Origin of the sequence: Isoalcanivorax pacificus W11-5 (genome assembly GCF_000299335.2) — a bacterium.
Lineage (GTDB): Bacteria > Pseudomonadota > Gammaproteobacteria > Pseudomonadales > Alcanivoracaceae > Isoalcanivorax > Isoalcanivorax pacificus.
In genome coordinates this window covers 1,212,563-1,234,493 of sequence record NZ_CP004387.1, presented here as the reverse complement: position 1 = coordinate 1,234,493, position 21,931 = coordinate 1,212,563, and the positions used below count along the sequence as shown (strand labels likewise).

19 protein-coding genes and 1 tRNA gene are annotated in these 21,931 nt (G+C 63.4%); 6 read left to right on the top strand and 14 right to left on the bottom strand.

From position 1 onward, the window contains the following. Window positions 1-227: 227 nt before the first annotated feature. The gene (locus S7S_RS18775; RefSeq protein ID WP_008737820.1) at window positions 228-1,115 is read left to right on the top strand and encodes a hypothetical protein; all 888 of its coding nucleotides are present in this window, start codon (window positions 228-230) and stop codon (window positions 1,113-1,115) included. Window positions 1,116-1,305: 190 nt separating this feature from the next. Here the strand turns inward: S7S_RS18775 and S7S_RS05510 are convergent, their stop codons facing one another. The 7 genes from S7S_RS05510 to S7S_RS05480 form a co-directional block, all read right to left on the bottom strand. Beyond that, window positions 1,306-2,172, bottom strand: coding sequence for an IS3 family transposase (locus S7S_RS05510; RefSeq protein WP_041025831.1), 867 nt, complete (start codon window positions 2,170-2,172; stop codon window positions 1,306-1,308). Next, a complete protein-coding gene (locus S7S_RS05505) occupies window positions 2,169-2,462 on the bottom strand; it encodes a transposase (protein WP_041025832.1) in 294 nt (97 codons plus the stop codon). The genes S7S_RS05510 and S7S_RS05505 overlap by 4 nt, the downstream gene beginning before the upstream one ends. A 59-nt stretch (window positions 2,463-2,521) precedes the next feature. Next, complete coding sequence (locus S7S_RS05500; RefSeq protein ID WP_008737501.1) at window positions 2,522-3,631, bottom strand: tyrosine-type recombinase/integrase; 1,110 nt, start codon at window positions 3,629-3,631, stop codon at window positions 2,522-2,524. 175 nt (window positions 3,632-3,806) lie between these two features. Next, window positions 3,807-3,891 (bottom strand) — tRNA-Leu (locus S7S_RS05495). An 80-nt stretch (window positions 3,892-3,971) separates the two neighbouring features. After that, on the bottom strand, window positions 3,972-4,862 hold the full coding sequence (locus tag S7S_RS05490) for a coiled-coil domain-containing protein (protein ID WP_008737500.1): 891 nt from the start codon (window positions 4,860-4,862) through the stop codon (window positions 3,972-3,974). Between the two features lie 80 nt (window positions 4,863-4,942). Continuing rightward, window positions 4,943-5,485 carry a hypothetical protein gene (locus S7S_RS05485; protein WP_008737499.1) on the bottom strand — a complete coding sequence of 181 codons (543 nt, stop codon included), beginning with the start codon at window positions 5,483-5,485 and terminating at the stop codon, window positions 4,943-4,945. A 195-nt stretch (window positions 5,486-5,680) separates the two neighbouring features. Then, window positions 5,681-6,259 (bottom strand): superoxide dismutase, encoded by a 579-nt coding sequence (locus S7S_RS05480; RefSeq protein WP_008737498.1) that lies wholly within the window; start codon window positions 6,257-6,259, stop codon window positions 5,681-5,683. A gap of 421 nt (window positions 6,260-6,680) precedes the next feature. Between S7S_RS05480 and S7S_RS05475 the strand changes: the two genes are divergently transcribed. Further along, complete coding sequence (locus S7S_RS05475; protein ID WP_041025934.1) at window positions 6,681-7,862, top strand: acetyl-CoA C-acyltransferase; 1,182 nt, start codon at window positions 6,681-6,683, stop codon at window positions 7,860-7,862. A 160-nt stretch (window positions 7,863-8,022) separates the two neighbouring features. Next, window positions 8,023-9,864 (top strand): beta-ketoacyl synthase, encoded by a 1,842-nt coding sequence (locus S7S_RS05470; RefSeq protein WP_008737494.1) that lies wholly within the window; start codon window positions 8,023-8,025, stop codon window positions 9,862-9,864. 34 nt (window positions 9,865-9,898) lie between these two features. Here S7S_RS05470 and S7S_RS05465 read toward each other — a convergent pair whose 3' ends face one another. After that, entirely contained in the window at window positions 9,899-11,968 is a 2,070-nt protein-coding gene (locus tag S7S_RS05465; RefSeq protein WP_008737492.1) for a CocE/NonD family hydrolase, read from the bottom strand. Between the two features lie 123 nt (window positions 11,969-12,091). Continuing rightward, a complete protein-coding gene (locus S7S_RS05460) occupies window positions 12,092-12,379 on the bottom strand; it encodes a hypothetical protein (RefSeq protein ID WP_008737489.1) in 288 nt (95 codons plus the stop codon). 84 nt (window positions 12,380-12,463) lie between these two features. Here S7S_RS05460 and S7S_RS05455 point away from each other — a divergent pair, with 84 nt between their 5' ends. Continuing rightward, window positions 12,464-13,903: a phospholipase D family protein gene (locus S7S_RS05455; RefSeq protein WP_008737488.1), complete on the top strand. Its 1,440-nt coding sequence runs from the start codon at window positions 12,464-12,466 to the stop codon at window positions 13,901-13,903. 51 nt (window positions 13,904-13,954) lie between these two features. On the opposite strand, the gene dsbG is transcribed toward S7S_RS05455, so the two are convergent. Genes dsbG through dsbD form a run of 3 tightly spaced genes read right to left on the bottom strand, consistent with a single transcriptional unit; the run spans window position 13,955 to window position 17,306 of the window. Further along, window positions 13,955-14,710, bottom strand: coding sequence for a thiol:disulfide interchange protein DsbG (dsbG, locus tag S7S_RS05450; RefSeq protein ID WP_008737486.1), 756 nt, complete (start codon window positions 14,708-14,710; stop codon window positions 13,955-13,957). Between the two features lie 4 nt (window positions 14,711-14,714). Continuing rightward, on the bottom strand, window positions 14,715-15,545 hold the full coding sequence (locus tag S7S_RS05445; RefSeq protein ID WP_008737484.1) for a TlpA disulfide reductase family protein: 831 nt from the start codon (window positions 15,543-15,545) through the stop codon (window positions 14,715-14,717). A gap of 3 nt (window positions 15,546-15,548) precedes the next feature. Then, window positions 15,549-17,306, bottom strand: a complete 1,758-nt coding sequence (gene dsbD, locus S7S_RS05440; protein ID WP_008737481.1) for a protein-disulfide reductase DsbD — start codon at window positions 17,304-17,306, stop codon at window positions 15,549-15,551. Window positions 17,307-17,425: 119 nt separating this feature from the next. Here dsbD and S7S_RS05435 point away from each other — a divergent pair, with 119 nt between their 5' ends. Next, window positions 17,426-18,097, top strand: coding sequence for a response regulator (locus S7S_RS05435; protein WP_008737480.1), 672 nt, complete (start codon window positions 17,426-17,428; stop codon window positions 18,095-18,097). Then, on the top strand, window positions 18,094-19,425 hold the full coding sequence (locus tag S7S_RS05430) for an ATP-binding protein (RefSeq protein WP_008737478.1): 1,332 nt from the start codon (window positions 18,094-18,096) through the stop codon (window positions 19,423-19,425). The genes S7S_RS05435 and S7S_RS05430 overlap by 4 nt, the downstream gene beginning before the upstream one ends. Here S7S_RS05430 and S7S_RS05425 read toward each other — a convergent pair. Both S7S_RS05425 and S7S_RS05420 read right to left on the bottom strand, forming a co-directional pair. Beyond that, on the bottom strand, window positions 19,386-20,084 hold the full coding sequence (locus S7S_RS05425) for a DUF3592 domain-containing protein (RefSeq protein ID WP_008737476.1): 699 nt from the start codon (window positions 20,082-20,084) through the stop codon (window positions 19,386-19,388). The genes S7S_RS05430 and S7S_RS05425 overlap by 40 nt on opposite strands. Before the next feature lie 122 nt (window positions 20,085-20,206). Beyond that, on the bottom strand, window positions 20,207-21,841 hold the full coding sequence (locus S7S_RS05420; protein ID WP_008737474.1) for a cyclic peptide export ABC transporter: 1,635 nt from the start codon (window positions 21,839-21,841) through the stop codon (window positions 20,207-20,209). Window positions 21,842-21,931 lie beyond the last annotated feature (90 nt).

Below are 21,931 nucleotides of genomic sequence, written 5' to 3'. Positions count from 1 at the left end.
TTGGCGGCATTCTGGTAGGCTTACTTGCAGAAAAGCCCGATACAACTCAATCAGTTAGGCCATTCCCCCCCCTGGATCACCGTAAATTCTACGGTGGATTCGACGTGTTCCCCATCAGAAATTCAGCACGAACTCTGCAGGCATTTCTACAAAATTCTTGACAAGCGAAATTACACAGGAATACATTTGTCTTATCTACATTGTAGGCAGACAAAAGGATAACGATCATGAATAGCTGGCAGCGGCAGCCCATTGAGCTACCGGAAGAATTCAAGCGGTTTAAGGACAGAGACTTTCGTTGGCTCTGGCGCTACATGACGCAGCTTGGGGCGCCATTACCCTTGGAGCACTCGGTGGCGCGCTCTGAACGTCAGGCCACCATTGCTTCAACCATCAACATGGCACAGAACCCGCAAGCGTTCGTTAGGCAGCTCACGGCAGCTCATGCAGACCTTGTGATGAGTGAGGACCATCTCAAATGGCTCGACAAGGACGATGATCGCTTGCTCATCTGGATGCTTGCCCGAGTACAGGAGCTCTATCAACAAGCTCCCGGCCAACTGCCCTTTCAATTGCTGTGGACTGCTCCCGAGGCACGCCGGGATGAAGTCATCCTGGCCCTCGACCTGTGGAATATTCCCGTCGATCAGAAGATCCAATGGATGCATGGGTACAGAGGCCAATGGGCACAGGCCAGAACACCGGACGCCGACACCCAATGGATAGATCCGAAAGACAGGAGCCAGCTGACCTGGGCATGGGACTATCTGCACAAGGCCTTCAAGGCCATGAACCTTCCTGCACCGACCAATACTCGGGACTATTACGCCTGCGTGTTGGCCTCGCTGGATAACTTGTCGCTCGGTCATCCTGCTGAGAAAAAGCTGTTCCTTGAGAAGATGAAAAAGACCTGGAGTCAGAAGAAGTACCGCGACTCCGGGAAGGCCAAGAAGCCCTACTACATGCCTCTATCGAAAGAGGCGCGAAGCAAGCTGGAGACACTGGCAAAACACCACGAACTGAGTCCCCATGATTTCGTGGAAATGCTCATTGAGAGTGCCTACAAGGAAGCTCACCCGGATGGGCAAGGACTGATAGTAAACCAGCACTTCTAGGACCAGAGCTTGCCTAGCCGCCAGCCAAACCTGCTGGTGGCCTCCCGGCACTCAGGCGGCTCAAGCCTTGTCAGCCTTGAGCCCATCCAGATAATCCGCCCACATCTGCATCATCGCGCGGCGCTCCTCCAGGTGGGCCGTGCGGTTGTATGAACCTGTCCCGCGAAAACGTACGCCAAGAAGCCGTGAATCAAGCTGCGTGTTTCAGTCTGCTTGCATAGTCATTGGGTGACACGTATCCGAGGGCTGAGTGCAACCTTGTGGGGTTGTAAAAGCCGTGGATGTAGCTGGCAATAGCGTTATGTGCCTCCGCTTTGCTGGCATACGCGCCCGTGACTTCCTCGTTTTTGAGCGTCGCGAAGAAGCTCTCAGCCACGGCGTTATCCCAGCAATTACCTTTGCGACTCATGCTCGGCACGAAGCCCAGCGCAGCGATCATCGCACGGAAGTCACCGCTCGCATATTGGCTGCCACGATCGGAGTGGAACAGCACGCCCTCACCGACCGGCGAAGCGGTCCAGGCATTGAGGAATGCCTGCTGCACCAAGTCGTCAGGCATGCGCTCGGACAGGCTGTAGCCGAGCACCTGCCGGGTTTGCAGGCTGAGTACCACAGCCAGATACAGCCAACCCTCCCTGGTGGGAATGTAGGTAATATCTCCCACCCAGGCCGGCACAGGACTGTCTACGGCGAACTGGCGATCCAGCAGGTTCTGAGCCACCTGCCGCCTGTGCTGGCTATCGGTAGTGCGGGGCTTGAAGCCGCCCTTCACCTTGCCCTGAAGCGCCTCCTCGCGCATCAGGCGGGCAACACGCTTGTGGCCGACAACATGAGCACGGGCTCGCAACGCCCTGACCAGACGTGGACGGCCGTAGGTCCGGCGGCTGACCGCATGGATGGCATGAAGGTCCGCCCGAAGCATCGCGTCTGAATCCCGGCGCGGTGCTGACTGCCGACGCAGGTAGTCATAGAAACCGGACACCGAGACTGCCAGCACTCGGCATAGCAACCTGACCGGAAACAGAGCCCGTTCACGAGCGACGAAGGCGTATTTCACTTGGACTCCTTGGCGAAGAACGCCGTCGCTTTTTTTAAGATTTCACGCTCGATCTTGAGCGTGGCATTCTCGGCTCGGAGCCGCTCCAGCTCACTTTCCAGGTCGCTAACCGGTGCACGCGAGGGTGAGCTCACGGGCCGCTCGGCCCGTGATGCATCCAGCCAGTTGGCCAGTGTTTTGACGGATATATCCAGCTGTCGTGCCGCTTGAGCACGACCGATTGAGCCGGCCAGCGTGACCGCCTGAGCCTTGAAATCGTCTGTGTAGCGACGACGGGGTATACGTTGCATGAGAACCTCCAGGTGCGATGAGAATATCGCTTCCTGGCGTCCGTTTCAGCGGGGCAGGTTCAGTATGCCCGGCCATTGGGATCCCGTACCGTGTGCGCCAGCTGATGCTCGATATAGTCCGGACGCACCTTCAGCACTTCATCCAGGATGGTTCTGGCCATGGCCCGGAAGCCATGACCGCTCATCTCGTCCTTTTCGTAGCCCATACGGCGCAAGGCGGACAGAACGGCGTTATCGCTGATTGGCCGGGTGTCGGTACGGGGGCTGGGGAATACATACTTTCCCTTACCGCTATACGGCTGAATATCCCTGAAGATGGCCACGGCCTGACGTGACAGGGGAACAAGGTGCGCCACCCCCATCTTCATCTTGTGCCCGGGAATCGTCCACTCAGCGGCCTCCAGATCGATTTCAGACCACTCGGCGTGCCGAAGCTCCCCGGGGCGCACAAAGACAAGCGGCGCCAGCTTAAGCGCTGCCCGAGTCACAATGGACCCGTCATAGCCGTCGATCGCCCGGAGCAGCGGCCCGACCTTCTTCGGGTCCGTAATGGCCGCCAGATGGGTCTTCTTGATCTGATGCAGGGCACCCTTGAGGTTGGGAGCGGGATTGACCTCCGTCCGACCCGTAGCGATGGCATAGCGGAATACCTGATCGGCGATCTGATTCAGCCGGCGGGCGGAATAGTAAGCGCCCTTGCCCTCCTTACGCTGCAGAACAGACAGCAACTCCGGCGCCTTGATTTCATCCACCGGACGCTGCCCCAGGAGCGGGAACAGGTCATTCTCCAGGCGCTGCATGATGCGGATGGCATGGCGCTCGGACCAGCGGGTTGCCTGTCTTGCATGCCACTCCAGGGCGACCACCCTGAATGACTTGGTGCTGTCCGGCGCGTTAATGGTCTTGGCAATACGCCGGGTCTCGCCCGGGTCCACGCCCTTGCTCAACAGCTTGCGCGCCTCATCCCGCTGCTCACGCGCCTCCTTGAGGCTGACCTCGGGATAGACACCCAGCGACAGCTGCTTCTCCTTGCCGCCATAGCGATACTTCAGGCGCCACCACTTGCTGCCGTTCGGGTTGTGCAGCAAAAACAGCCCGCCGCCGTCAAAGTGCTTTGTCGGCTTTTCTGGCGGGGCAGCTTTGCGGATGGCAACATCGGTAAGAGGCATTTGGGGGCAACACCCTTAGGGAGCGACTGTAACTGCCCCCAAGCTACCCCAAAAAATGCTCGGCTTGCAACGATTTTTGACGAACGAAAACGGACAAAAATTCAGTATAACGATTTGATTTTGAAAATCTTTTTTATCGTTAACGAACCTTACCGAACTTCGCCAAAAATTGAGATGGTGCGCCAGGAGGGACTTGAACCCCCACGCCTCTCGGCACTGGAACCTAAATCCAGCGTGTCTACCAATTCCACCACTAGCGCGCGCCGGGCATTGTAGCAGCGCGGGCATTCACGTCCAACGAAATGAGGCGCCCCGATGAACAGGGCGCCTCATGGTAATATCACCGTGCCTGCAAGGCATCCAGGCGGGCGTTGACCTGGCGGCGGTATTCGTCGAAGGCGCTGATCGCCGCTTCCACTTCGCGCAGGCGGGTGGCGACGCCACCGCCCTGGCCCTGGGCGGTGGCCAGGGCCTGCAATTGCGGCAACAGGCCACGCACGTCTTCCAGGGTTTTCTGCTGGGCAGTGACACGGCTTTCAAGTTGGCGCAGGGTTTCCTGGGACAGGTCGAGCTGGGTCTGCATCTGGTTACGCGCCACGGTGGTCTGTTGCAACGTGGTGCGCAGTTCCGTCACTTGCTGCTTGGCAGTGGCCGCATCGGTCTTGGCAGTGTTCAGCTCATTGCGCAGCGTGGCCAGGGTGCGGCTCATTTCGGTGTCCTTGCCCTGCAAGGTGCGGATGGCCGCCTGGTTTTCCTCGATCCAGCCTTTGTTGCGCTTGTTGGCCACGTCCCACAGTTTGCGGATTTCGTTCATGTGCTCGTCCAGGCGCTGCTGCACCTGCCCGGCGGACTGGCTGAAGCTTTCATCGGCGGCGGACAGCTGCGAGGCCAGGCTGCCGAGGCGTTCGGTGGATTCGCTCAGGCGATTGTCGAGTTGCGCACGCACCATGCTCAGCTCGCGGTACATAAAGGCGCCCATGCCCAGCGCGACGATCAGCAGGATGACGGTGCTGGCGATCCAGAAGCCGCCACCGCCACTGCGGGCGGCGGCGGGCCGGGGCGCGGCGCTCTGGCGCGGGCGGCGCGGGGGTTCATCACCGCCACCCTGGCCGCCGCCACCGGTCTTGTTGCCCTGCCCCTGGACAGCCTGCTTGCGCGCGGCCTGCCGGCGATCATCGTCAACACTCAGGCGATCAATATCGCCCATCGGTAAATCACGATCCTGGTTCATAGCGTCCACTGTTGCGTCATGTGAAACCCGTCAGCCGCCTGAGACTTGCATCCCGACGGCCGGTTCCTGGTCACGCCCGATCAGTCGCCCACCGGAAAGAGGGGCTGGTCGGTCGCGTAGTAAATCACTTCGCCAGGGGTGCGCTTGCCGGTGTCCTCGTTAGGCAGGAACGGCATGAACAGCACCCAGGCCCGCTCATCGCGGTGATCCACCAGCACCCACAGGCCGGGGATCGGCGGTTCGCCTTCTTCTTTTGCCGGCACATTGTGCAGGCGCACCAGCGCGGCCACCTTGATGGTGTCGTCCCCGGCGGCCATCTCGCGCAGGCGCAGGAACAGGGCCTCGCCCCACTCTTCCGCCGGCGGGCGCAGTGCCGGGTCACCCTGGTAGCCCACCAGTTGGGTCTGGCCATCGGTGCGGCCAATGATCGCGAACGGGTACAGGCCGCCGCTTTCCTGGATGGCCTGCAGGCCGGTCTGCATGGCCACTTCGCCGAGGGCATTGATCTCCTGCAGCGCGGGCGACGCCGCCTGTTCGTCAGCCGGGGGCGTGGCCTGTTCCGTCTGGGCGTGGACCGACAGGGCCAGCCCCATCAGCACGATGCCTGCACATTTCCTGATCATGATGACTCCGCTCAACTGCGCCGGCTGTGCCGGTCGTTTATTGTCATGCGCCGCCCGTTCTCCGGCCCGCGTCATGGCAGCATGATGCCGCAGCGCCCTGCTGGCTGAAAGATCAGACACGCAAAAGGCCGCAAAATTGCGGCCTTTTGCAGGGAAATACCTGAATGGCGACCGTCATCACGGCCGCCGTCGCTGTCAGGCAAAGTTGCTGGCAGCGAATTCCCAGTTCACCAGTGCCCAGAACCCTTCCAGGTACTTGGGACGGGCGTTGCGGTAATCGATGTAGTAAGCGTGTTCCCACACGTCGACCGTCAGCAGTGCGGTCTTGCCGTCGGTCAGCGGGGTGGCGGCGTTGCTGGTGTTGACGATCTCCAGCTCATTGCCGTTTTTCACCAGCCAGGTCCAGCCGGAACCGAAGTTGCCGATGGCGGAGTTGGTGAAGGCTTCCTTGAATTTGTCGAAGGAACCCCATTTGGCGTTGATGGCATCGGCCAGGGCGCCAGTCGGTTCGCCACCGCCGTTCGGGCTCAGGCTGTTCCAGAAAAAGGTGTGGTTCCAGACCTGGGCGGCGTTGTTGAACAGCGGGCCCGGGCCTGCGCCCTTGATGATGTCTTCCAGAGACTGGCCTTCTTTGTCCGTACCGGCGACCAGCTCGTTCAGCTTGGTGACGTAGGTCTGGTGGTGTTTGCCGTAGTGGAATTCCAGCGTTTCCGCGGACATATGCGGCGCGAGCGCATCTTTCGCGTAAGGCAGTGCAGGCAGTTCGAAAGCCATAGTCATGTCCCCTGACGTTGATCCAGCTTTGTGAATGACGCCGGCGCGGAAAGCGTTTCGGGGTAGAGAACCCTTTCCGGGTCGGCGGGCGTACTTCAATCCTGGCACGCTGTGATGCATCGCACACCGATGTTCAGGCATCGCGCACGGCAATCACGAGTGCAGTCAACGGCGCACTGTCGGGAGAGGCGGTCGCTGACTGCCGGCGATAATAGCAACCCACCTTCACACGGGCTACCCGAGGACCATGTGGTTTAACTATCGATAACAACCGCCGGTGGGCCGTGCAGGACGACATGGGGACTTGCCGGTCATTTTTCAAGCGACGGCGCGGGTGCGTGCCTGCAGCATCCCCAGTACAATGCGGCCCTCGAAAACCGGCCGCGTGTGCACTGGCCGTCAATCACTTCAGGAGAACATCATGAGTTTTGATGCCGTCGTCATCGTGAACGGCGCCCGGACCCCCATGGGCGGTTTCCAGGGCAGCCTGGCTCCGGTCAGCGCCCCCGAGCTGGGCGCCATCAGCATCCGTGAGGCGATCGCCCGTGCCGGCCTGCAACCGGCCGACGTTCAGGAAGTGATCATGGGCTGCGTCCTGCCCGCCGGCCTGAAACAGGGCCCGGCGCGCCAGGCGATGCGCCAGGCCGGCCTGCCGGACAACGTCGGTGCCACCACCATCAACAAACTGTGCGGCTCCGGCATGAAGGCGACCATGTTCGCGTTCGATTCGATTGTCGCCGGCACCAACGACATCGTTGTCGCCGGTGGCATGGAGTCCATGACCAACGCGCCGTATGTGCTGGATAAAGCCCGTGCCGGCATGCGCATGGGTCACGGCACCGTGTATGACCACATGTTCCTCGACGGCCTGGAAGACGCCGAGACCGGCCGCCTGATGGGGTCCTTCGCACAGGAAGTGGCCGACAAGCGCGGCATCACCCGCGAAGACATGGACAACTACGCCATCGAATCGCTCAAGCGCGCCCAGGCCGCCATCGCCGAAGGCTGGTTCAAGGACGAGATCGTGCCGGTGCCGGTGAAGACCCGCAAAGGCGAAGCGCTGGTCGATACCGACGAGCAACCGGGCAACGCCAATATTGACAAGATCCCGACCCTGCGCCCGGCGTTCGCCAAAGACGGCACCGTCACCGCCGCCAACGCCAGCTCGATTTCCGATGGCGCGTCTGCGCTGGTGCTGGCACGCGAATCCGTCGCCAATGAGCGCGGCCTGAAGCCGGTTGCCCGCATCCTGGCCCACGCCACCAACTCGCAGCATCCGAGTGAATTCACCCTGGCGCCGATCGGTGCCACGGAGCGCCTGATGAAGAAAGTCGGCTGGAGCGTGGACGACGTCGATCTGTTTGAAATCAACGAAGCCTTCGCCATGGTGGCGATGATGCCGATGATCGACCTGGGCATCCCGCATTCGAAAGTGAATATCCACGGCGGCGCCTGCGCCCTGGGCCACCCGGTCGGCTCCACCGGCTCGCGCATCATCCTGACGCTGATCCACGCGCTCAAGCGCACCGGCGGCAAGCGTGGTATCGCCAGCCTGTGTATCGGCGGGGGTGAAGCCACGGCGGTAGCCATCGAGTTGCTGTAACGCGCTCCCGGCTGATCGCCCCAGACAGGCCGCCTCCGGGCGGCCTGTTTTTTTCCGTTACATATTCGACCAAGTGCGCACTTCCTCCCCCGACCTGATCCGGTAGAATTCCTGACCCATTAGTCAGACTGAATGGTCACGAATCAGCCGGAGCCGTTTCTTGTCCGCACTCCCCGTCATTACCGCCCTCGGCGGCGTCAGCCCCGCCGGCCGCAGTGCCTGCCACCACGGCTTCAATCGCCTGATTTTCGATGCGCTGGATGCCGCCGGGCAGGCCCGTACCCTGCGTGCCCTGCGCAGCCTGGACACCACCGGCCGCTATGCCGATGACGCCGCGCTGCTCGAAGGCAGCCTGGTGCGGCGCCTGGAAGCCCCGCTGCTGGACCCCGACCGCATCGCCATCTCGGTCAGCGCCAGCCAGGGGGAGGCGCCGGCCAGCTTCGTGGTGCGCAATATGGACCTGCCACAGCCGCTGCCCGAAGGCTGGCAGGTGACCCGCGTCGACAACCGCCGCAGCCTGGTCACCCTGCCTGGCGGCAGTGATGTGCTGTTGCCCGGCTACCAGCGCAGCAAGGTGCAGTCCGCCGGGCAGTTGCCGGGGGGCTTTGATCCCGCCCAGCTGTATCCCTCGCGGCATCACCCGCGCCCGCTGCAACTGGCCGTGTATGGCGCCTCCGAGGCGCTCGGCATGCTCGGACTGGACTGGTCGCAGCTGTGCGCCAGGCTGGCCCCGGACCAGATCGGTGTGTACGCCTCCAACGCCATGTCGCAACTGGATGATCACGGCCTCGGCGGGCTGTTCCGCTACCCCGCCACCGGCCGGCGCATTTCCTCCAAACAGGTACCGCTGGGCCTGGGCGAGATGACAGCGGATTTCATCAATGCCTATGTGCTCGGCGCCGCCGGCAGCACCGGCGGCATGCTCGGGGCCTGCGCCACCTTTCTGTACAACCTGCAACTCGGGGTGCAGGACATCCGCGCCGGTCGCCGCCGTCTGGTGGTGGTCGGCACCAGTGAGGCACCGCTGGTGCCGGAAGTGATCGAAGGCTACCGCGCCATGGGCGCACTGGGCGAAGACGAAGCGCTGCGCAAACTCGATCCGGGCCGCGACACACCGGACCATCGCCGCGCCTGCCGCCCGTTCGGCTTCAATGTCGGCTTCACCATCGCCGAGTCGGCCCAGTTCGCCATCCTGATGGACGACGCGCTGGCACTGGAAATGGGCGCCGATATTCTGGGCGCCGTCCCGGATGTGTTCGTGCACGCCGACGGCCCGAAAAAATCCATTTCCGCGCCCGGCATCGGCAATCACCTGACGATGATCCGCGCTGCGCACCTGACACGCCAGTTGATCGGCGAGCGTGGCCTGCGCGAACACAGTTTCGTGCACGCCCACGGCACCGGCACGCCGCAAAATCGCGTCACCGAATCCGATGTGATGGAGCGCACCGCCGCCGCCTTCGGCATTCGCAACTGGCCCGTGGCGGCGATCAAATGCTATGTCGGCCACAGCCTCGGCAGCGCCGGCGGCGACCAGCTCGCCGCGACGCTCGGCACCTTCGCCAGTGGCATCCTGCCCGGCATTTTCACGCTGGACCAGATTGCGCCGGATGTGCACCGTGAGCACCTGCACTTCAGTCAGGCGCACCGCACACTGGATACACCGAAAGCCGCGCTGCTGAACTCGAAAGGCTTTGGCGGCAACAACGCCACTGCCGTGGTGCTGTCACCGGAGGCGGTCCTGCCGCTGCTGACACAACGGCACGGCGCCGAGGCCCTGACGCAATGGCAACACCGTGTCGAACAGACGCGCGAGGCTATCGCCACCTGGGACGAGCAGGCACTGCGCGGTGAAACCCGGCCGCGTTATCACTTCGGTGAAGGCGTGCTCGACAGCGACGACCTGACACTCTCGGACAAAGCCGTCACGGTGCCTGGCTGGGGCCGGCCACTGGTGCTGGAAGAGGATGCGGGGTTTGCGGAGTATCTGGACAAACGCTGAAGAAAGGCAGGGCGGGCGTCCGTGCCCAACGGGTTCAGCGTGGCAGCAGCGGCGCGCCAATCGCCGATGCAGGCAGCGCGGCGCGGCCATCCGCCGTCAACAGCGGCAGCTTCACTTCCCCGTTCACACCGACGGTGATCGTCAGCAGGTCGCGGGAAAAGGTCCCCACAAAGGTCGGGTGCACGCCGTAGAGCATCAGGAACAACTGGTCCCCCGGATGCAACCGTTCGGCAATGCCTTCCAGCATCACGTCGTGCGGGCCGATACCGCGCAGCGGATACACCTGCTCATCAATCAGCTCCGGCACCGGTAACGGCAGCGGTACGCCGGGAATCAGTTCGGCCCGGAGGATGCCGATGCCGGCGAACAGGATCACGTCATCGCCCTTGAGCACCAGCAACGGCGGTGTCGTCTGGCTGCACCGCAGCGGGTCCACCAATGGCCCGAGCAGGCCGCGAATCACGTCGTTGCACAGCAGCGGATCAAGCAGCACTTCTTCCAGCGGGTTGAGCATCGCCAGCGGGTCGGTCAGCGTCACCGATAGGGTCGGAATGCCGGCAATCACCGCCTCTTCCGTCACGCTGCCCAGCGGCACCAGTGTCGGCAGCACACCGGCGGCGCCGGAAAGCGCCGTCACCGGCACACCCGCTGGCCCGGCCAGTTCAAAAGACTGCCCGCCAACCGTCACTTCCGGTACCGTCACCGCATCGCCGTAAGTCATCGTCAGGCAGACATCCTGGCCGGAGGTGATCACATCATCGGCGTTGCCAAGCCCACGCAGTTTTTCATCAAACCAGGCCAGCGTGGCGGCCGTCGCATCCACCTCGCCGCAACCGGCGAAGGCATCCAGGTTACCCTGAGCGAGATCCGGCAAGGCCCCCAGCAACGTCGGCAACCCTTGCACCGTTTCCAGCACAAAGCCCACATTGGGCGCCAGATAATGGTGGCCAAACGGATAGGTCAGCAGGCGCACGTCACCACCCAGCGCGCTCAGGCACTGATAATTCCGGTACGCTTCGTTGAAGGTGAACAGCGAATCACGGAAACCCTGAAACATCAGCACATCCACCGGATAAAGTTCGCCCGGCGGTTGCGACACCACATAGCGGCCACCGCCGGTCAGCGGTGCCAGCAATTGCAGCAAAGGGTCCAGTGCATAATCGTCGGTGCCGGGTGCCGACAGCAACGCCAGCTCACGCGGGTTGCCGCAACTGTAGGCCAGCCCGCTGTAGCTGAGAAAATCCTGCGCTGAATCCGGCATCACGTTCGAGACCGCTGCTTCCACCAGCGTCGCCCGCAGCAACGGGTCCATGGACAGTCCACTGCCAAGGTCACCGGCAGCAGAAAGAAACAACCCCCAATAGGATTTCACCGTGTCGCCGGGGCTGAGGCTGTAGCTCAGGTCATGCCAGGTGATCTGCGGCACCATCGCATCCAGGCGCCGGTCCGGGTCCATGCTGTACAGCATGTACTGGAAACCGCCACCGTAGCTGGCGCCCACCGAGCCGAGCCGGAGATTGTCCAGGCCATCGTCATCCGGCGCGTAGGCGAGATAATCCAGGTGCGCCTCGGCCCAGTCGACAATCTGGATCAGATCCTGGCCTTCGAAATCCGGCGTCATCACCCGCACCGTGCCACCGCTTTCACCATGGCCGCGCTGGTCGATACTGATCACCGCATAACCCGCCTCGACCAGCTGCGCCACCGGCCCGGAAAAGCTGCTGCCGGCCGTGGTCTGCCGCGAACCGGCAAAGCCGTGCCCTTCCAGAATCAGCGGATGCCTGGCGGTGCAATCGAGAGTGCGCGGTTCGAAGACCTGAAAGACGATGGCGGCGCCGTCAACGCGCGACGGCATTTCAACACGATAACTACGGCCGCCATCGAGATCGGTGCCGGCCTCGCAACTGGCGGCGGGCAACGCAGCATGACTGGTCGGCAGCGGCCGCACCTCACGTACCGGCGGCGTCCCTTCATCGGGCGGTTCTTCACGGGGCGTGCCGGCACCACTGCCGCCACCTCCGCCGCCGCAGGCGGCAAGCGAACAGGAGAACACGGCCGCACCAAATAGCGGCCACCACCGGCGGGCAAAAGAATCACACATCATGGCAACGTCCTGAGCAGGTATTGTTATGGGTATGGCCTGCTGGCCATGCCTCACTTAATCACCAAGCCTCAGGCACCGCTGTGCCAGAACTGTCCACCATCTGTTGGTGAACTGTGAGCGGTGTTAACGAAAGTATCCCCGTTGCCGCAGCCAGAACAGCATCGGCGACACTGCGCAGATCAGCGTGATCAGCACCAGGCTCCAGACCAGCGTCGGTGTGTGCCCGCCGTCAATGAGCGTCGTCTCCGGCAACCCTATCAACAACACGCCGGCACACAGCAGCCAGACACCGGCCGGCACACCAAGCTGCATCAGCGCCGGGTCATCCAGGCCACGCAGGCGCAACAACGCACGCGCCGCCGCCAGTGCGCCCCAACCAAGCAATACCACCCCTGCCAGAATTGCCGTCATAACTGCCTCCTGCCGTCTCGGCGGCAGCATAGCAGAAACCGGCGCTGTGATTTAAAGTCGGGGCACCTTGTGAAGGAAAATGACATGCTCCGTCTGCTGTCCCGTATCGCCACCCTGGTCATTCTGCTGATGGTCTGCACCGCCCTGTTGAACAGCTGCAAATCCCTGCCCGCCGGCCTGAGCACCAGCACGCCGCCACGTGTGGTACAGGACGCCCGCCTGCTGGTGGACTACACGGGCGTCGATGGCAAGGGCCAACGGCATATCGACCAGCAGATTTTCGACGAGGTGTTCCGGCTGATTGACCAGGCGGAAAAACTGATCGTCGTGGACATGTTCCTGTACAACGATTTCCAGGGCGAGCCACCAGAAAAGCACCGCGCCTTGTCCAGCGAACTGACCCGTCACCTGATCGAGCGCAAGCAGGCCGTACCCGGTCTGCGCGTCATCGTCATCACTGACCCGATCAACAATCTCTACGGCGGACTGCCGGCGCCCCATCTGGACGCCCTGCGCGACGCCGGCATCGACGTGGTCATCACCGACCTGAAGAAACTGCGTGACTCCAACCCGTCCTGGTCCGGTCTATGGCGCCTGTGCTGCCAGTGGTTCGGCAACAACGACCAGCACGGCTGGCTGCCGAACCCGGTCGGCCCCGGCAAGGTGACGTTGCGCAGCTATCTGACGCTGATCAACTTCAAGGCCAACCACCGCAAGTCACTGGTGGTGGATGAAGGCGCAAGCTGGACCGGCATGGTGATGTCCGCCAATCCGCACGATGGCAGCAGTGCACACGGCAACGTCGCCCTGCGTTTCGGGGGCCCGGCGGCGCTGGACCTATTGCACACAGAGCTGGCGGTGATCGGTTTTTCCGACGACAGCATTGACCTCACCGGCCTGCCTGTGGCACCACCGGCCACCGCCGTGGCACCCGACGACGCACTGATACAGGTGCTGACCGAAGCCGACATCCGCGATGCGCTGATTGCGGCAGTCAACAGCGCCCAGCCGGGCGACCAGTTGCAGATCGAAGTGTTCTATTTTTCCCATCGCGATTTACTGCAGTCACTGCTGGACGCCGCCGAACGCGGCGTAGACCTGCGCATCCTGCTCGACCCGAACAAGGATGCCTTCGGCCGCGAGAAAAACGGCATCCCCAACCGCCAGGTTGCGCTGACATTGCACCGCGCCGGCATCCCCGTGCGCTGGTGCAATACCTCCGGCGAACAGTGCCACACCAAATTGATGCTGCTGGTGCGCGCCAACGGCAACGCCGAGCTGATTCTCGGTTCAGCCAATTTCACCCGTCGCAACCTGGATGATTTCAACCTGGAAACCGATGTGCATGTACAGGCACCGGCAGATCACACGCTGATCCGCGACACGCTGGGCATGTTCGAAAAACGCTGGGGCAATACCGGTGATGTGATCTACAGCCTCGACTACAGTGCCTTCGAGGATGACTCGACCATGCGCTACTGGCTGTACCGGTTCATGGAAGCCAGTGGCTGGTCGTCCTTCTGACGCTGCTTTCTGCAGGGAGGACAGAAATCCACCCTGCCGCCAATCTGCGGATTACGGTTTCGGGCTGCCCATGACGTGCGCCATCTCCGCGTCACCGGGCAAGCCCTGCTTCACCACCACATTGCCCTCTGCATCCTGGTAGAACGTCGCGGGCGTACCACCCAGCCCGAGACTGCGCATGACGTCGGTGTTGGCCTGCACTTGCGAGGTCAGCGTACTTGATGGCGTTGGCGCCGGCGAAATGCCGCCCTGTTCATAGGCATGATTATGCCGCGCCAGCGCCGCACCCGGGTCCTCGTCCGCCAGCATCGCCACCGCTTTTGGCAGGCTGTCCGGGCGCAGCATCGCCACCAGCACATGCCGCACCTGCACCTTGCCGGATTCGACCCACGGCTGCGTCGCCTGCCAGAAGCGATGGCAGAACGGGCAGTTGGCATCGGTAAAGGTATAGATCACACGCGGCGCATCGTTATCGCCGTCAGCGATCCAGTGGCTGTTCTCCAGCGTGTCCCAGGCGCCGGCGTATTGCGCTGACATGGCGGCGTTCAGCGGCGCTTCCGACAGGTCATTGCCCTGCGCATCGAGCAGCGTGCCGACCAGTGCGTGCTGGCCATCTTTGGTGACAAATACAGTGAGCTGACGGCCTTGAACACTCATCACATAACCGGACAGATCACCTGGCGCCTCGAAGGTATCCACCACTGACAGACCGCGTGTGGTCAGGGCCGTGATCGGCGCAGGCAGGGCATCGTCCGCTGCCACCGGCAGGCTCAGCACCCACAGCAATCCATAAAACAATGCGCGCACGGGGTTACTCCTTTTCAGATGATTCACTCGGTGCCAAGCGTTGCAGCGCGTGCCGCAACGTGGCGTGGGAGACTTCACCGAGGTGACTGTCCACCAGCTTGCCCCCGGCGTCATAAAACAGCGTGGTCGGCAACGCAAACGAGCCCACATGCGCGGACAGTTCACCCTGTGTATCCAGCACCACATTGGTCAGCTGCAACGATTGCTGCATCAGAAACTGCTGCACCGTCCACAGCGGCTCGCGCTGATTGACAAACACGAACTGCACGTCCGGACGTGCCTGCTGCGCCACTTCCAGCACCGGCATTTCACGTCGGCACGGCGGGCACCAGGTAGCCCACAGATTCACCACCATCGGTCGGCCATCGTGGCGTGCAGCAAGCGAGGTGTCGCCACCGCTGAGCGTCGCCAGCGGCACCGCCGGCAGTTCCCGTGCAGTATTTTCCAGCGACAGAAACGCCACCGTACTCAGCAGCCAGACACCCACACCGGTACCCAGCGCGATGGCCAGCGGTCGCCGCAACGCCGCACGGCGCCAGCCAACCCAGCCGGCATACAACACCGCCGCCAGCACACCGCCGAGCGGATCAAAACCGCCATCGCGGATGTCCACGATCGACCAGGGCGCGGCGGCGTAATCACTCCAGTAACGCACCACAAACACCAGCCGCGCGCCCAGCACACCCCAGCCCAGCACCGAGATCACCGCGTCCGCCACCGGCACCCGCCGCTGCCGCGCCAGAAACATCGCCACCATCAGCGCCACCAACACCGCCAGCACCAGCAACCCGCGCTGCACCGACATCACCAGCGGCCCCAGACTCACTGACAACATGCCCTACTCCTGTTCCGTCGCCGCCTGCCAGCGGGCAAGAAAATCCGCCGCATTAATTTCACCCATCACCCGTTGCGCACGCCGCTCTTCACCGTCCGGCCCGATCAACAACAGCGTGGGCGGGCCGATAATGCCATAGCGTTGCATCAGTGCCCTGTCGTCGGCGTTGTTGGCAGTGACATCCGGGCGCAGCAACTGAACCGAGTCCAGCGCAGCCTGCACCGCCGGATCACCGAATACTTCGGCCTCGATCACGTGACAGGAGACGCACCAGTCCGCGTAAAAATCCACCAGCGTCCACTGTCCCCGCGCACCGGCATTCGCCAGTTGTGTCGTCAGCGTGGCCACATCCGGCACAGGTTGAAAACGCGCCATGAAATCATTCTCCGACCCTGGCGCCGCCGCCCTCGCCAAAGGCGCCAGCGGCTGCCAGGGCGACTCGCCACCGACGGCAGCGCCGCCAAGCATCAACAGCGACCAGACCCCCGCCAGCAGTGCCAGCGCGCCTGCCAGCAGCCCACCCGGTGTAACCGGTGCGCGCACTTGCCCCGTGGCACGCCAGAGCATCAGCGCCGCCGAAAGCAGCAACGTGCCCCACAGCGCCAGCACCAGCGCCGATGGCAACAGCCGCGCCATAAACCACAGCGCCATGCCCAGCAGCACAAATCCGAAACCCGTTTTCACCGCGTCCATCCAGCCACCCGGTTTCGGCAGCAGATGCGCGCCTGCCGTCGCCACCAGCAACAGCGGCACGCCCATGCCCAGACCCAGCGCAAACAATGCCAGGCCGCCCTGCATCACATCGCCACTTTCCGCGATATACAGCAACGCGCCCGCCAGCGGTGCGGTCATGCACGGCCCCATAAGAAACGCGGACAACACGCCCATCGCCGCCGCACTGAGCAGCGTGCCGCCGCGCTGGCGTTCACCGGCACGGTTCAGCCTGTCACGCAGCCAACCCGGCCACTGCAGCGTGAAAAACCCGAACATCGCCAGCGCCAGCAACACAAACAACACCGCAAACAGCGACACCACCCAGGGCTGCTGAAACACCGCCTGCATGCTCGCGCCCGCCAGCGCCGTCGCTACGCCCAGCGCCGCATACGTCAGCGCCATCGGCAGCACATAGGCCAGCGCCAGCGTAAAGCCCTGCCAGCCGCGCGCCTGCCGCCCCACCACCAGCGCGGACAGCACCGGCAACATGGGCAACACACAGGGCGTGAAGGCCAGCAGCAGACCCAGACCAAAAAACGCCGCCACACCCCAGAGCAGGTGACCGTCCGCCAGCGTGGCCGCCAGTTGCTGATCCTCGGCGGGCGCCGGCACATCGGGCTCGTTCATGTCCGGCCCGTTCACGCCGGGCAAGGTCACGCTGGCGTGCTGAGGCGGATAGCACAGCCCCGCTTCCGCACAGCCCTGCCAGGTCAGTGACAGCGTGCGAGCGGCACCTGGCCGGATCTCGATCACCGCCTGGTGGAAATACACTTCCGAGGCGCCGAAGAACTCGTCCTCGATCATCTCGCCCTGCGGAAAGTCGATGGCTGCCAGTGGCGCTGGCGTGCCGTTGATCTCGAACGCCTTGCGGTACAGGTAGTAGCCGTCCGCGATGTCCCAGTGCAGCGTCACCAGGCCATCGTCCCCCGGCGTCAACTGATAACGGAAAGCCTGATCGGGTTGGAGAAAGCTCGCCTGTAGAAAGTCCGCCCGGGCCAGCACTACACAGCACAACCCCAGCACTACCAGCATCACCGACCTGACCATTCACGCGCTCCACCGTCCATTGCCATGGCAGGCAGCCTGCCGTGCGCGCATTAAGTCAGCATTAACATTGAGCTAATCCCCGGAGGCGATACTCTTATACCAACGATTCAGGAGCCGACATGCATATCCTGCTGGTAGAAGACGACACGCTGGTGGCCTCCGGCATCCAGGCCGGACTGGCGCTGCACGACTTCACCGTCGACCATGTGCGCACCGCCAGGGCCGCGCGCGCAGCGCTGGACACGCTGCACAGTGATGCAGTGATCCTTGATCTCGGCCTGCCCGACCAGGACGGCATAAGCCTGCTGCGCGACTGGCGCGCCGCCGGCAAACCTATGCCCGTGCTGGTGCTCACCGCCCGCGACGCGGTGCCGGACCGTGTCGCCGGGCTGCATGCCGGCGCCGATGATTACCTGTCCAAGCCGTTTGATCTGGACGAACTGGTGGCGCGACTGCACGCCTTGCTGCGCCGCGCTGCGGGCCGCGCGCAACCGCTGATCGAACATGGCCCGCTACAGCTTGATCCGGCAGCGCGCCATATCACCTGGCAGGGCGTAGCGGTGAACCTGCCGCGCCGGGAACTGTTGCTGCTGGAAAAACTGCTGCATTCCCGTGGCGCCGTACTCAGCGCCGAACAGCTCAAGGACAGCCTGTACGGCTTCGACACCGGCGTGGAAAGCAATGCACTGAACGTGCACATCCACCACCTGCGGCGCAAACTCTGCCCCGGCATCGTGCAGACCGTGCGCGGCCTCGGGTATCGTCTCGGCGCAGTGGATGAACTGACATGAGCCTGCAACGTCGTCTGCTGTGGATACTCGGCCTGTCCTTCAGCCTGCTGTGGTTGCTGGCCGCCTTCTGGTTGCAACGCGATCTTGAACAGCGGCTACAAGACACGCTGGACCAGCGCCTGGCCGCCTCAGCGCGCATGGTCGGCGGACTGGTAATGCAACTGCCGGAAGATGCCTGGCAAGTCCCCGGCGGCGCCACGCTGTCCGTGCCGGCAGATATCAGCGTCGCCTGCCAGGTGCGCGACGGCAGCGGCGGTATCTTCCTGCAAACCCACAGCGCGCTACCCGACCTGCTGGCCGGCGGCGGCGTCGGCTTTCATGATCGCGATATCGGCGGCGAACCCTGGCGCGTCTACACCCGCGAATTCAACGGGCTGTTTATCAGCACCGCAGATCGCCTGACCGAGCGCCACGCCCTGCAACGGGAAATCCTGTTCGCCGCCGCGCTGCCGTTTGTGATCGCCCTGCTCGGCAGCCTGCTGGCGCTCTGGCTCGGCATACGGCGTGGCTTGCGCCCCCTGGCGCGGCTGCGCGACGCGCTGTCCCAACGTGATCCGGCCAGCCCGGAAGCCGTCGATATCGGCCCGGTGCCGGATGAGCTCGCACCAGTGCTGACCACGCTGGACCGACTGCTGCGCGACACCGGCGATCTGCTGCATCGCGAACAACGTTTCACCAGCGACGCCGCGCACGAACTGCGCACACCGCTGACCGCCATCAAGACCCACCTGCAAGTGGCTCGCCGTACCGACCCGGCCCGTGCCGACGCCTCACTGGCGCAAGCAGAAGCCGCCGTGGCACGGCTGCAGCGCACACTGGAACACCTGCTGATGCTGGCACGGCTGGACAGCCACGAAGACTGGCCCACTGGCACGCGCATCGGCCTGGACGTGCTGCTGCAACAGATACGTGACGCGCTGCCACCCACCGAACGCCTGCACCTGCCCCGGACCTTGCCCGCCCGCGCACCGCACCTGCCCAGTGAACTGGCAGCGGTCGCGCTGCGTAATCTGCTCGACAACGCCCTGCGCCACACCCGCGGCGCCGTGACCGTACAGGTTACCGAAACACAGGACGATGAATTGCTGATTGAAGTCTGCGACGAAGGTGAACGGCTGAGTGACACGGACATCAGCCAACTGACGCGCCGCTTCTGGCGTCATCCTTCCAGCGACGGCAGCGGGTTGGGGCTGGCGATTACCGAAGCCATTGCCCGCCGCGCCGGGGGCAGGCTCGAACTGGCGCCGGGCCAGGCCGGTGGCCTGCGGGCCACACTGTGCCTGCCGGCTTATCCGGCCAGGGCGGGCAGAAACGACAGATCGACGTGATAACGATCCGGATCAGCCGGATCAATATAGACAGGAATCTGCGTGCGGGTGATGTACTCCGACGGGTCAAACCAGAGGTTGTCACTGCGGAACACGTGCACCTGCGAGGTGGCCGGATTCTGCCACTGGCTGATCACACAGAACGGATGACGGCCGTTGACCGTCAGCGAGGTGTTGTGCTCCACGCCCTGGAACGCCGCCTCGATCCGCCGGCCGCTGGCACGCAACTGCGCCGCACGCCGTTGGCGCAGCATCGGCACCAGCACCATGCCCAGCCCGACCAGCGCAAACACGCTGCCGAGGATGCCGACAATCAACGCGCCACCCCAGAGCGAGAAAAACCCGTCGATACGTGCCTGCTCCGGTGACCCCGAGCGGTACAGCACGCGCACTGTTTCGCCGACATGATAGGCCGGTGGGTTGCTGCTGGTCCGGGAGGTAAAGGCGTGCGCACGGCCCTGTGCATCGGTAAAGGTCACCTGCGGTGCGTAAGTGGTCGAGTCACTGGAACGCGAGCGCACCAGTTCCACCACCGTGCCCTCGGTCGCCGTCGATGTGGCAACAAACTCACGGGCATCGCTGTACAGCAGCCAGGCGCCCGTCAGCGCCCCGAAGCCGATCAGCGGGAACAATACCTTGAACACCAGCAGGGTTTTCATGAGACAACAATCCGTGTTTTCCGTGACGAGGCGCATTATACGACCCCGCCCGGACGCGACAACGCCGGTCATCCACCGGGCACATGGGGAATGCAAAGCCGGTCACAGAACGCGGAAAAGTCTCAGTTTTCTGCCAGCACCGCACGCGCGGGCGGCGCCGCCTGCAAGGGCGACAGGCGCCCGCTGTCCAGCCGCAACAGGCGGTCGCCGGCATCGAAATAGCGGTCATCGTGGGAAATCACCAGCACCGCCTTGCCCTGTTCGCGCAGCGCCGGCAGCACCTCGTGATAGAACACTTCCTTGAACACCGGGTCCTGATCCGCCGCCCACTCATCGAAGATCAGAAACGGCCGGTCCTCAAGACAGGCCACCACCAGCGCCAGCCGCTTGCGCTGGCCCTGTGACAGCGCCTGGGTGGTGAAGGCACCGTTGCGCACCTGCACCTTGTGCTGCAGATGCAACCGCGCCAGCAGCCGGTTGCCGGCCTCATCGGAGGCGGTGCCGGGCGCTTCCAGCAGGCGGTCAAAAAGATGGAAGTCCGAGAACACCGCAGAAAAAAGTTGCCGGTAGTCATCGCGGTCACGTTCCGTCACCGGTTCGCCATCCAGGCATATCGTGCCTTCCTCCGGGGTGTACAACCCCGCCAGCAGTTTCGCCAGCGTCGTCTTGCCACTGCCGTTGCCGCCGATCAGAAAGGTCACCGTGCCCGGGCTGAATGCCAGATCAATCGGTCCCAGTTCGAAAAATTCGTCACTCTGCTCGTGGTAGTAACGGTGCCGCACCCCCTGCAGTGACAGGCGCCGGAATTGCGTCGGCGCCGTCCGGCCCGCTGGCGTTTCCGCGCCGATATCCGTTGTGATCTCTTCGATCCTGGCCGCCGACACCCGCGCCAGATTGGCACGCGGGATATTCATCAGCAGCACTTCCAGCGGCGTCACCATATAGACGAAGATCAGCGCAAAGCCGGTCATGATCCGCGCCCGGTCCGGCACATCGCCCACCAGCACAAACAGCACCAGCCCGATAAACGCATAGATCAGGAAATTGCCCCAGCTCGCCGAGGCGACAAAGATCGACATGCCGGTGGCGCGTGCATGGCGCACGGATTCAATCGACTGGCCGAGCACATCGTCGAGAAAGCGTTGCCGCTTGTCACGGTGCAGCCGCAGTTCCTTGGCACCATCGGTGAGCGCGCGGAAATACCCGAACAGCCCGTCCTGCGCCACCGATGCTGCGCTGAGATGCCCGAGCGCACGCAGATGCGCCAGGTGATAACCCAGCGACCCCAGGCCGATCACCACCACCGCCGCCAGCAATACCTGCCACGACAACAGCGCCATGTACACCAGGCAGGCCAGTACCACCACGGCGTTATTCAGGATCGCCGGCACGCTGACAAAAAATTGCGCCACGTTGGTGCTGTGCTCCGCCAGTGCCGACTGCACCCGCGCACTGCCAAGCTGCTCCACCTGGCGGAAATCCGCCGCCATCACCCGCGCAGCTATCACATGCCGCAGCCGGGCCAGCGCGTACTGCCCCAGTTGTTCCGACAGCATCGCAGCCAGCGCGCGAGTGATCATCATGCCCACGGCCAGCGCGGCAAACGTCCACGCCAGCTGCGTGCGGGCCGCTTCATCGGCGCTCAGCGCGCTGTTGATCTGCGCCACCAGCAACACACCGCACAACCCCGACAGGACACTGGCGATCACCGCCACAAGCATCCGGCGGCGGGACTGGCGTAACAACAGGGCAAGCATGGCGTGGCCTCACGGCAAGGGGCTGTACCCAGACTGACGTTTGGCTGCCGGCGATATTTACTGAAAAGACGGCCCGCTCATTCGTCTGTC

Bases quoted from the DNA above. Each gene is read 5' to 3' on its own strand.
- S7S_RS18775 (WP_008737820.1), top strand. From the start codon at position 228: ATGAATAGCTGGCAGCGGCAGCCCATTGAGCTACCGGAAGAATTCAAG.
- S7S_RS05505 (WP_041025832.1), bottom strand. From the start codon at position 2,462: ATGCAACGTATACCCCGTCGTCGCTACACAGACGATTTCAAGGCTCAG.
- S7S_RS05500 (WP_008737501.1), bottom strand. From the start codon at position 3,631: ATGCCTCTTACCGATGTTGCCATCCGCAAAGCTGCCCCGCCAGAAAAG.
- S7S_RS05490 (WP_008737500.1), bottom strand. From the start codon at position 4,862: ATGAACCAGGATCGTGATTTACCGATGGGCGATATTGATCGCCTGAGT.
- S7S_RS05485 (WP_008737499.1), bottom strand. From the start codon at position 5,485: ATGATCAGGAAATGTGCAGGCATCGTGCTGATGGGGCTGGCCCTGTCG.
- S7S_RS05480 (WP_008737498.1), bottom strand. From the start codon at position 6,259: ATGGCTTTCGAACTGCCTGCACTGCCTTACGCGAAAGATGCGCTCGCG.
- S7S_RS05475 (WP_041025934.1), top strand. From the start codon at position 6,681: ATGAGTTTTGATGCCGTCGTCATCGTGAACGGCGCCCGGACCCCCATG.
- S7S_RS05465 (WP_008737492.1), bottom strand. From the start codon at position 11,968: ATGATGTGTGATTCTTTTGCCCGCCGGTGGTGGCCGCTATTTGGTGCG.
- S7S_RS05460 (WP_008737489.1), bottom strand. From the start codon at position 12,379: ATGACGGCAATTCTGGCAGGGGTGGTATTGCTTGGTTGGGGCGCACTG.
- S7S_RS05455 (WP_008737488.1), top strand. From the start codon at position 12,464: ATGCTCCGTCTGCTGTCCCGTATCGCCACCCTGGTCATTCTGCTGATG.
- S7S_RS05445 (WP_008737484.1), bottom strand. From the start codon at position 15,545: ATGTTGTCAGTGAGTCTGGGGCCGCTGGTGATGTCGGTGCAGCGCGGG.
- dsbD (WP_008737481.1), bottom strand. From the start codon at position 17,306: ATGGTCAGGTCGGTGATGCTGGTAGTGCTGGGGTTGTGCTGTGTAGTG.
- S7S_RS05435 (WP_008737480.1), top strand. From the start codon at position 17,426: ATGCATATCCTGCTGGTAGAAGACGACACGCTGGTGGCCTCCGGCATC.
- S7S_RS05430 (WP_008737478.1), top strand. From the start codon at position 18,094: ATGAGCCTGCAACGTCGTCTGCTGTGGATACTCGGCCTGTCCTTCAGC.
- S7S_RS05425 (WP_008737476.1), bottom strand. From the start codon at position 20,084: ATGAAAACCCTGCTGGTGTTCAAGGTATTGTTCCCGCTGATCGGCTTC.
- S7S_RS05420 (WP_008737474.1), bottom strand. From the start codon at position 21,841: ATGCTTGCCCTGTTGTTACGCCAGTCCCGCCGCCGGATGCTTGTGGCG.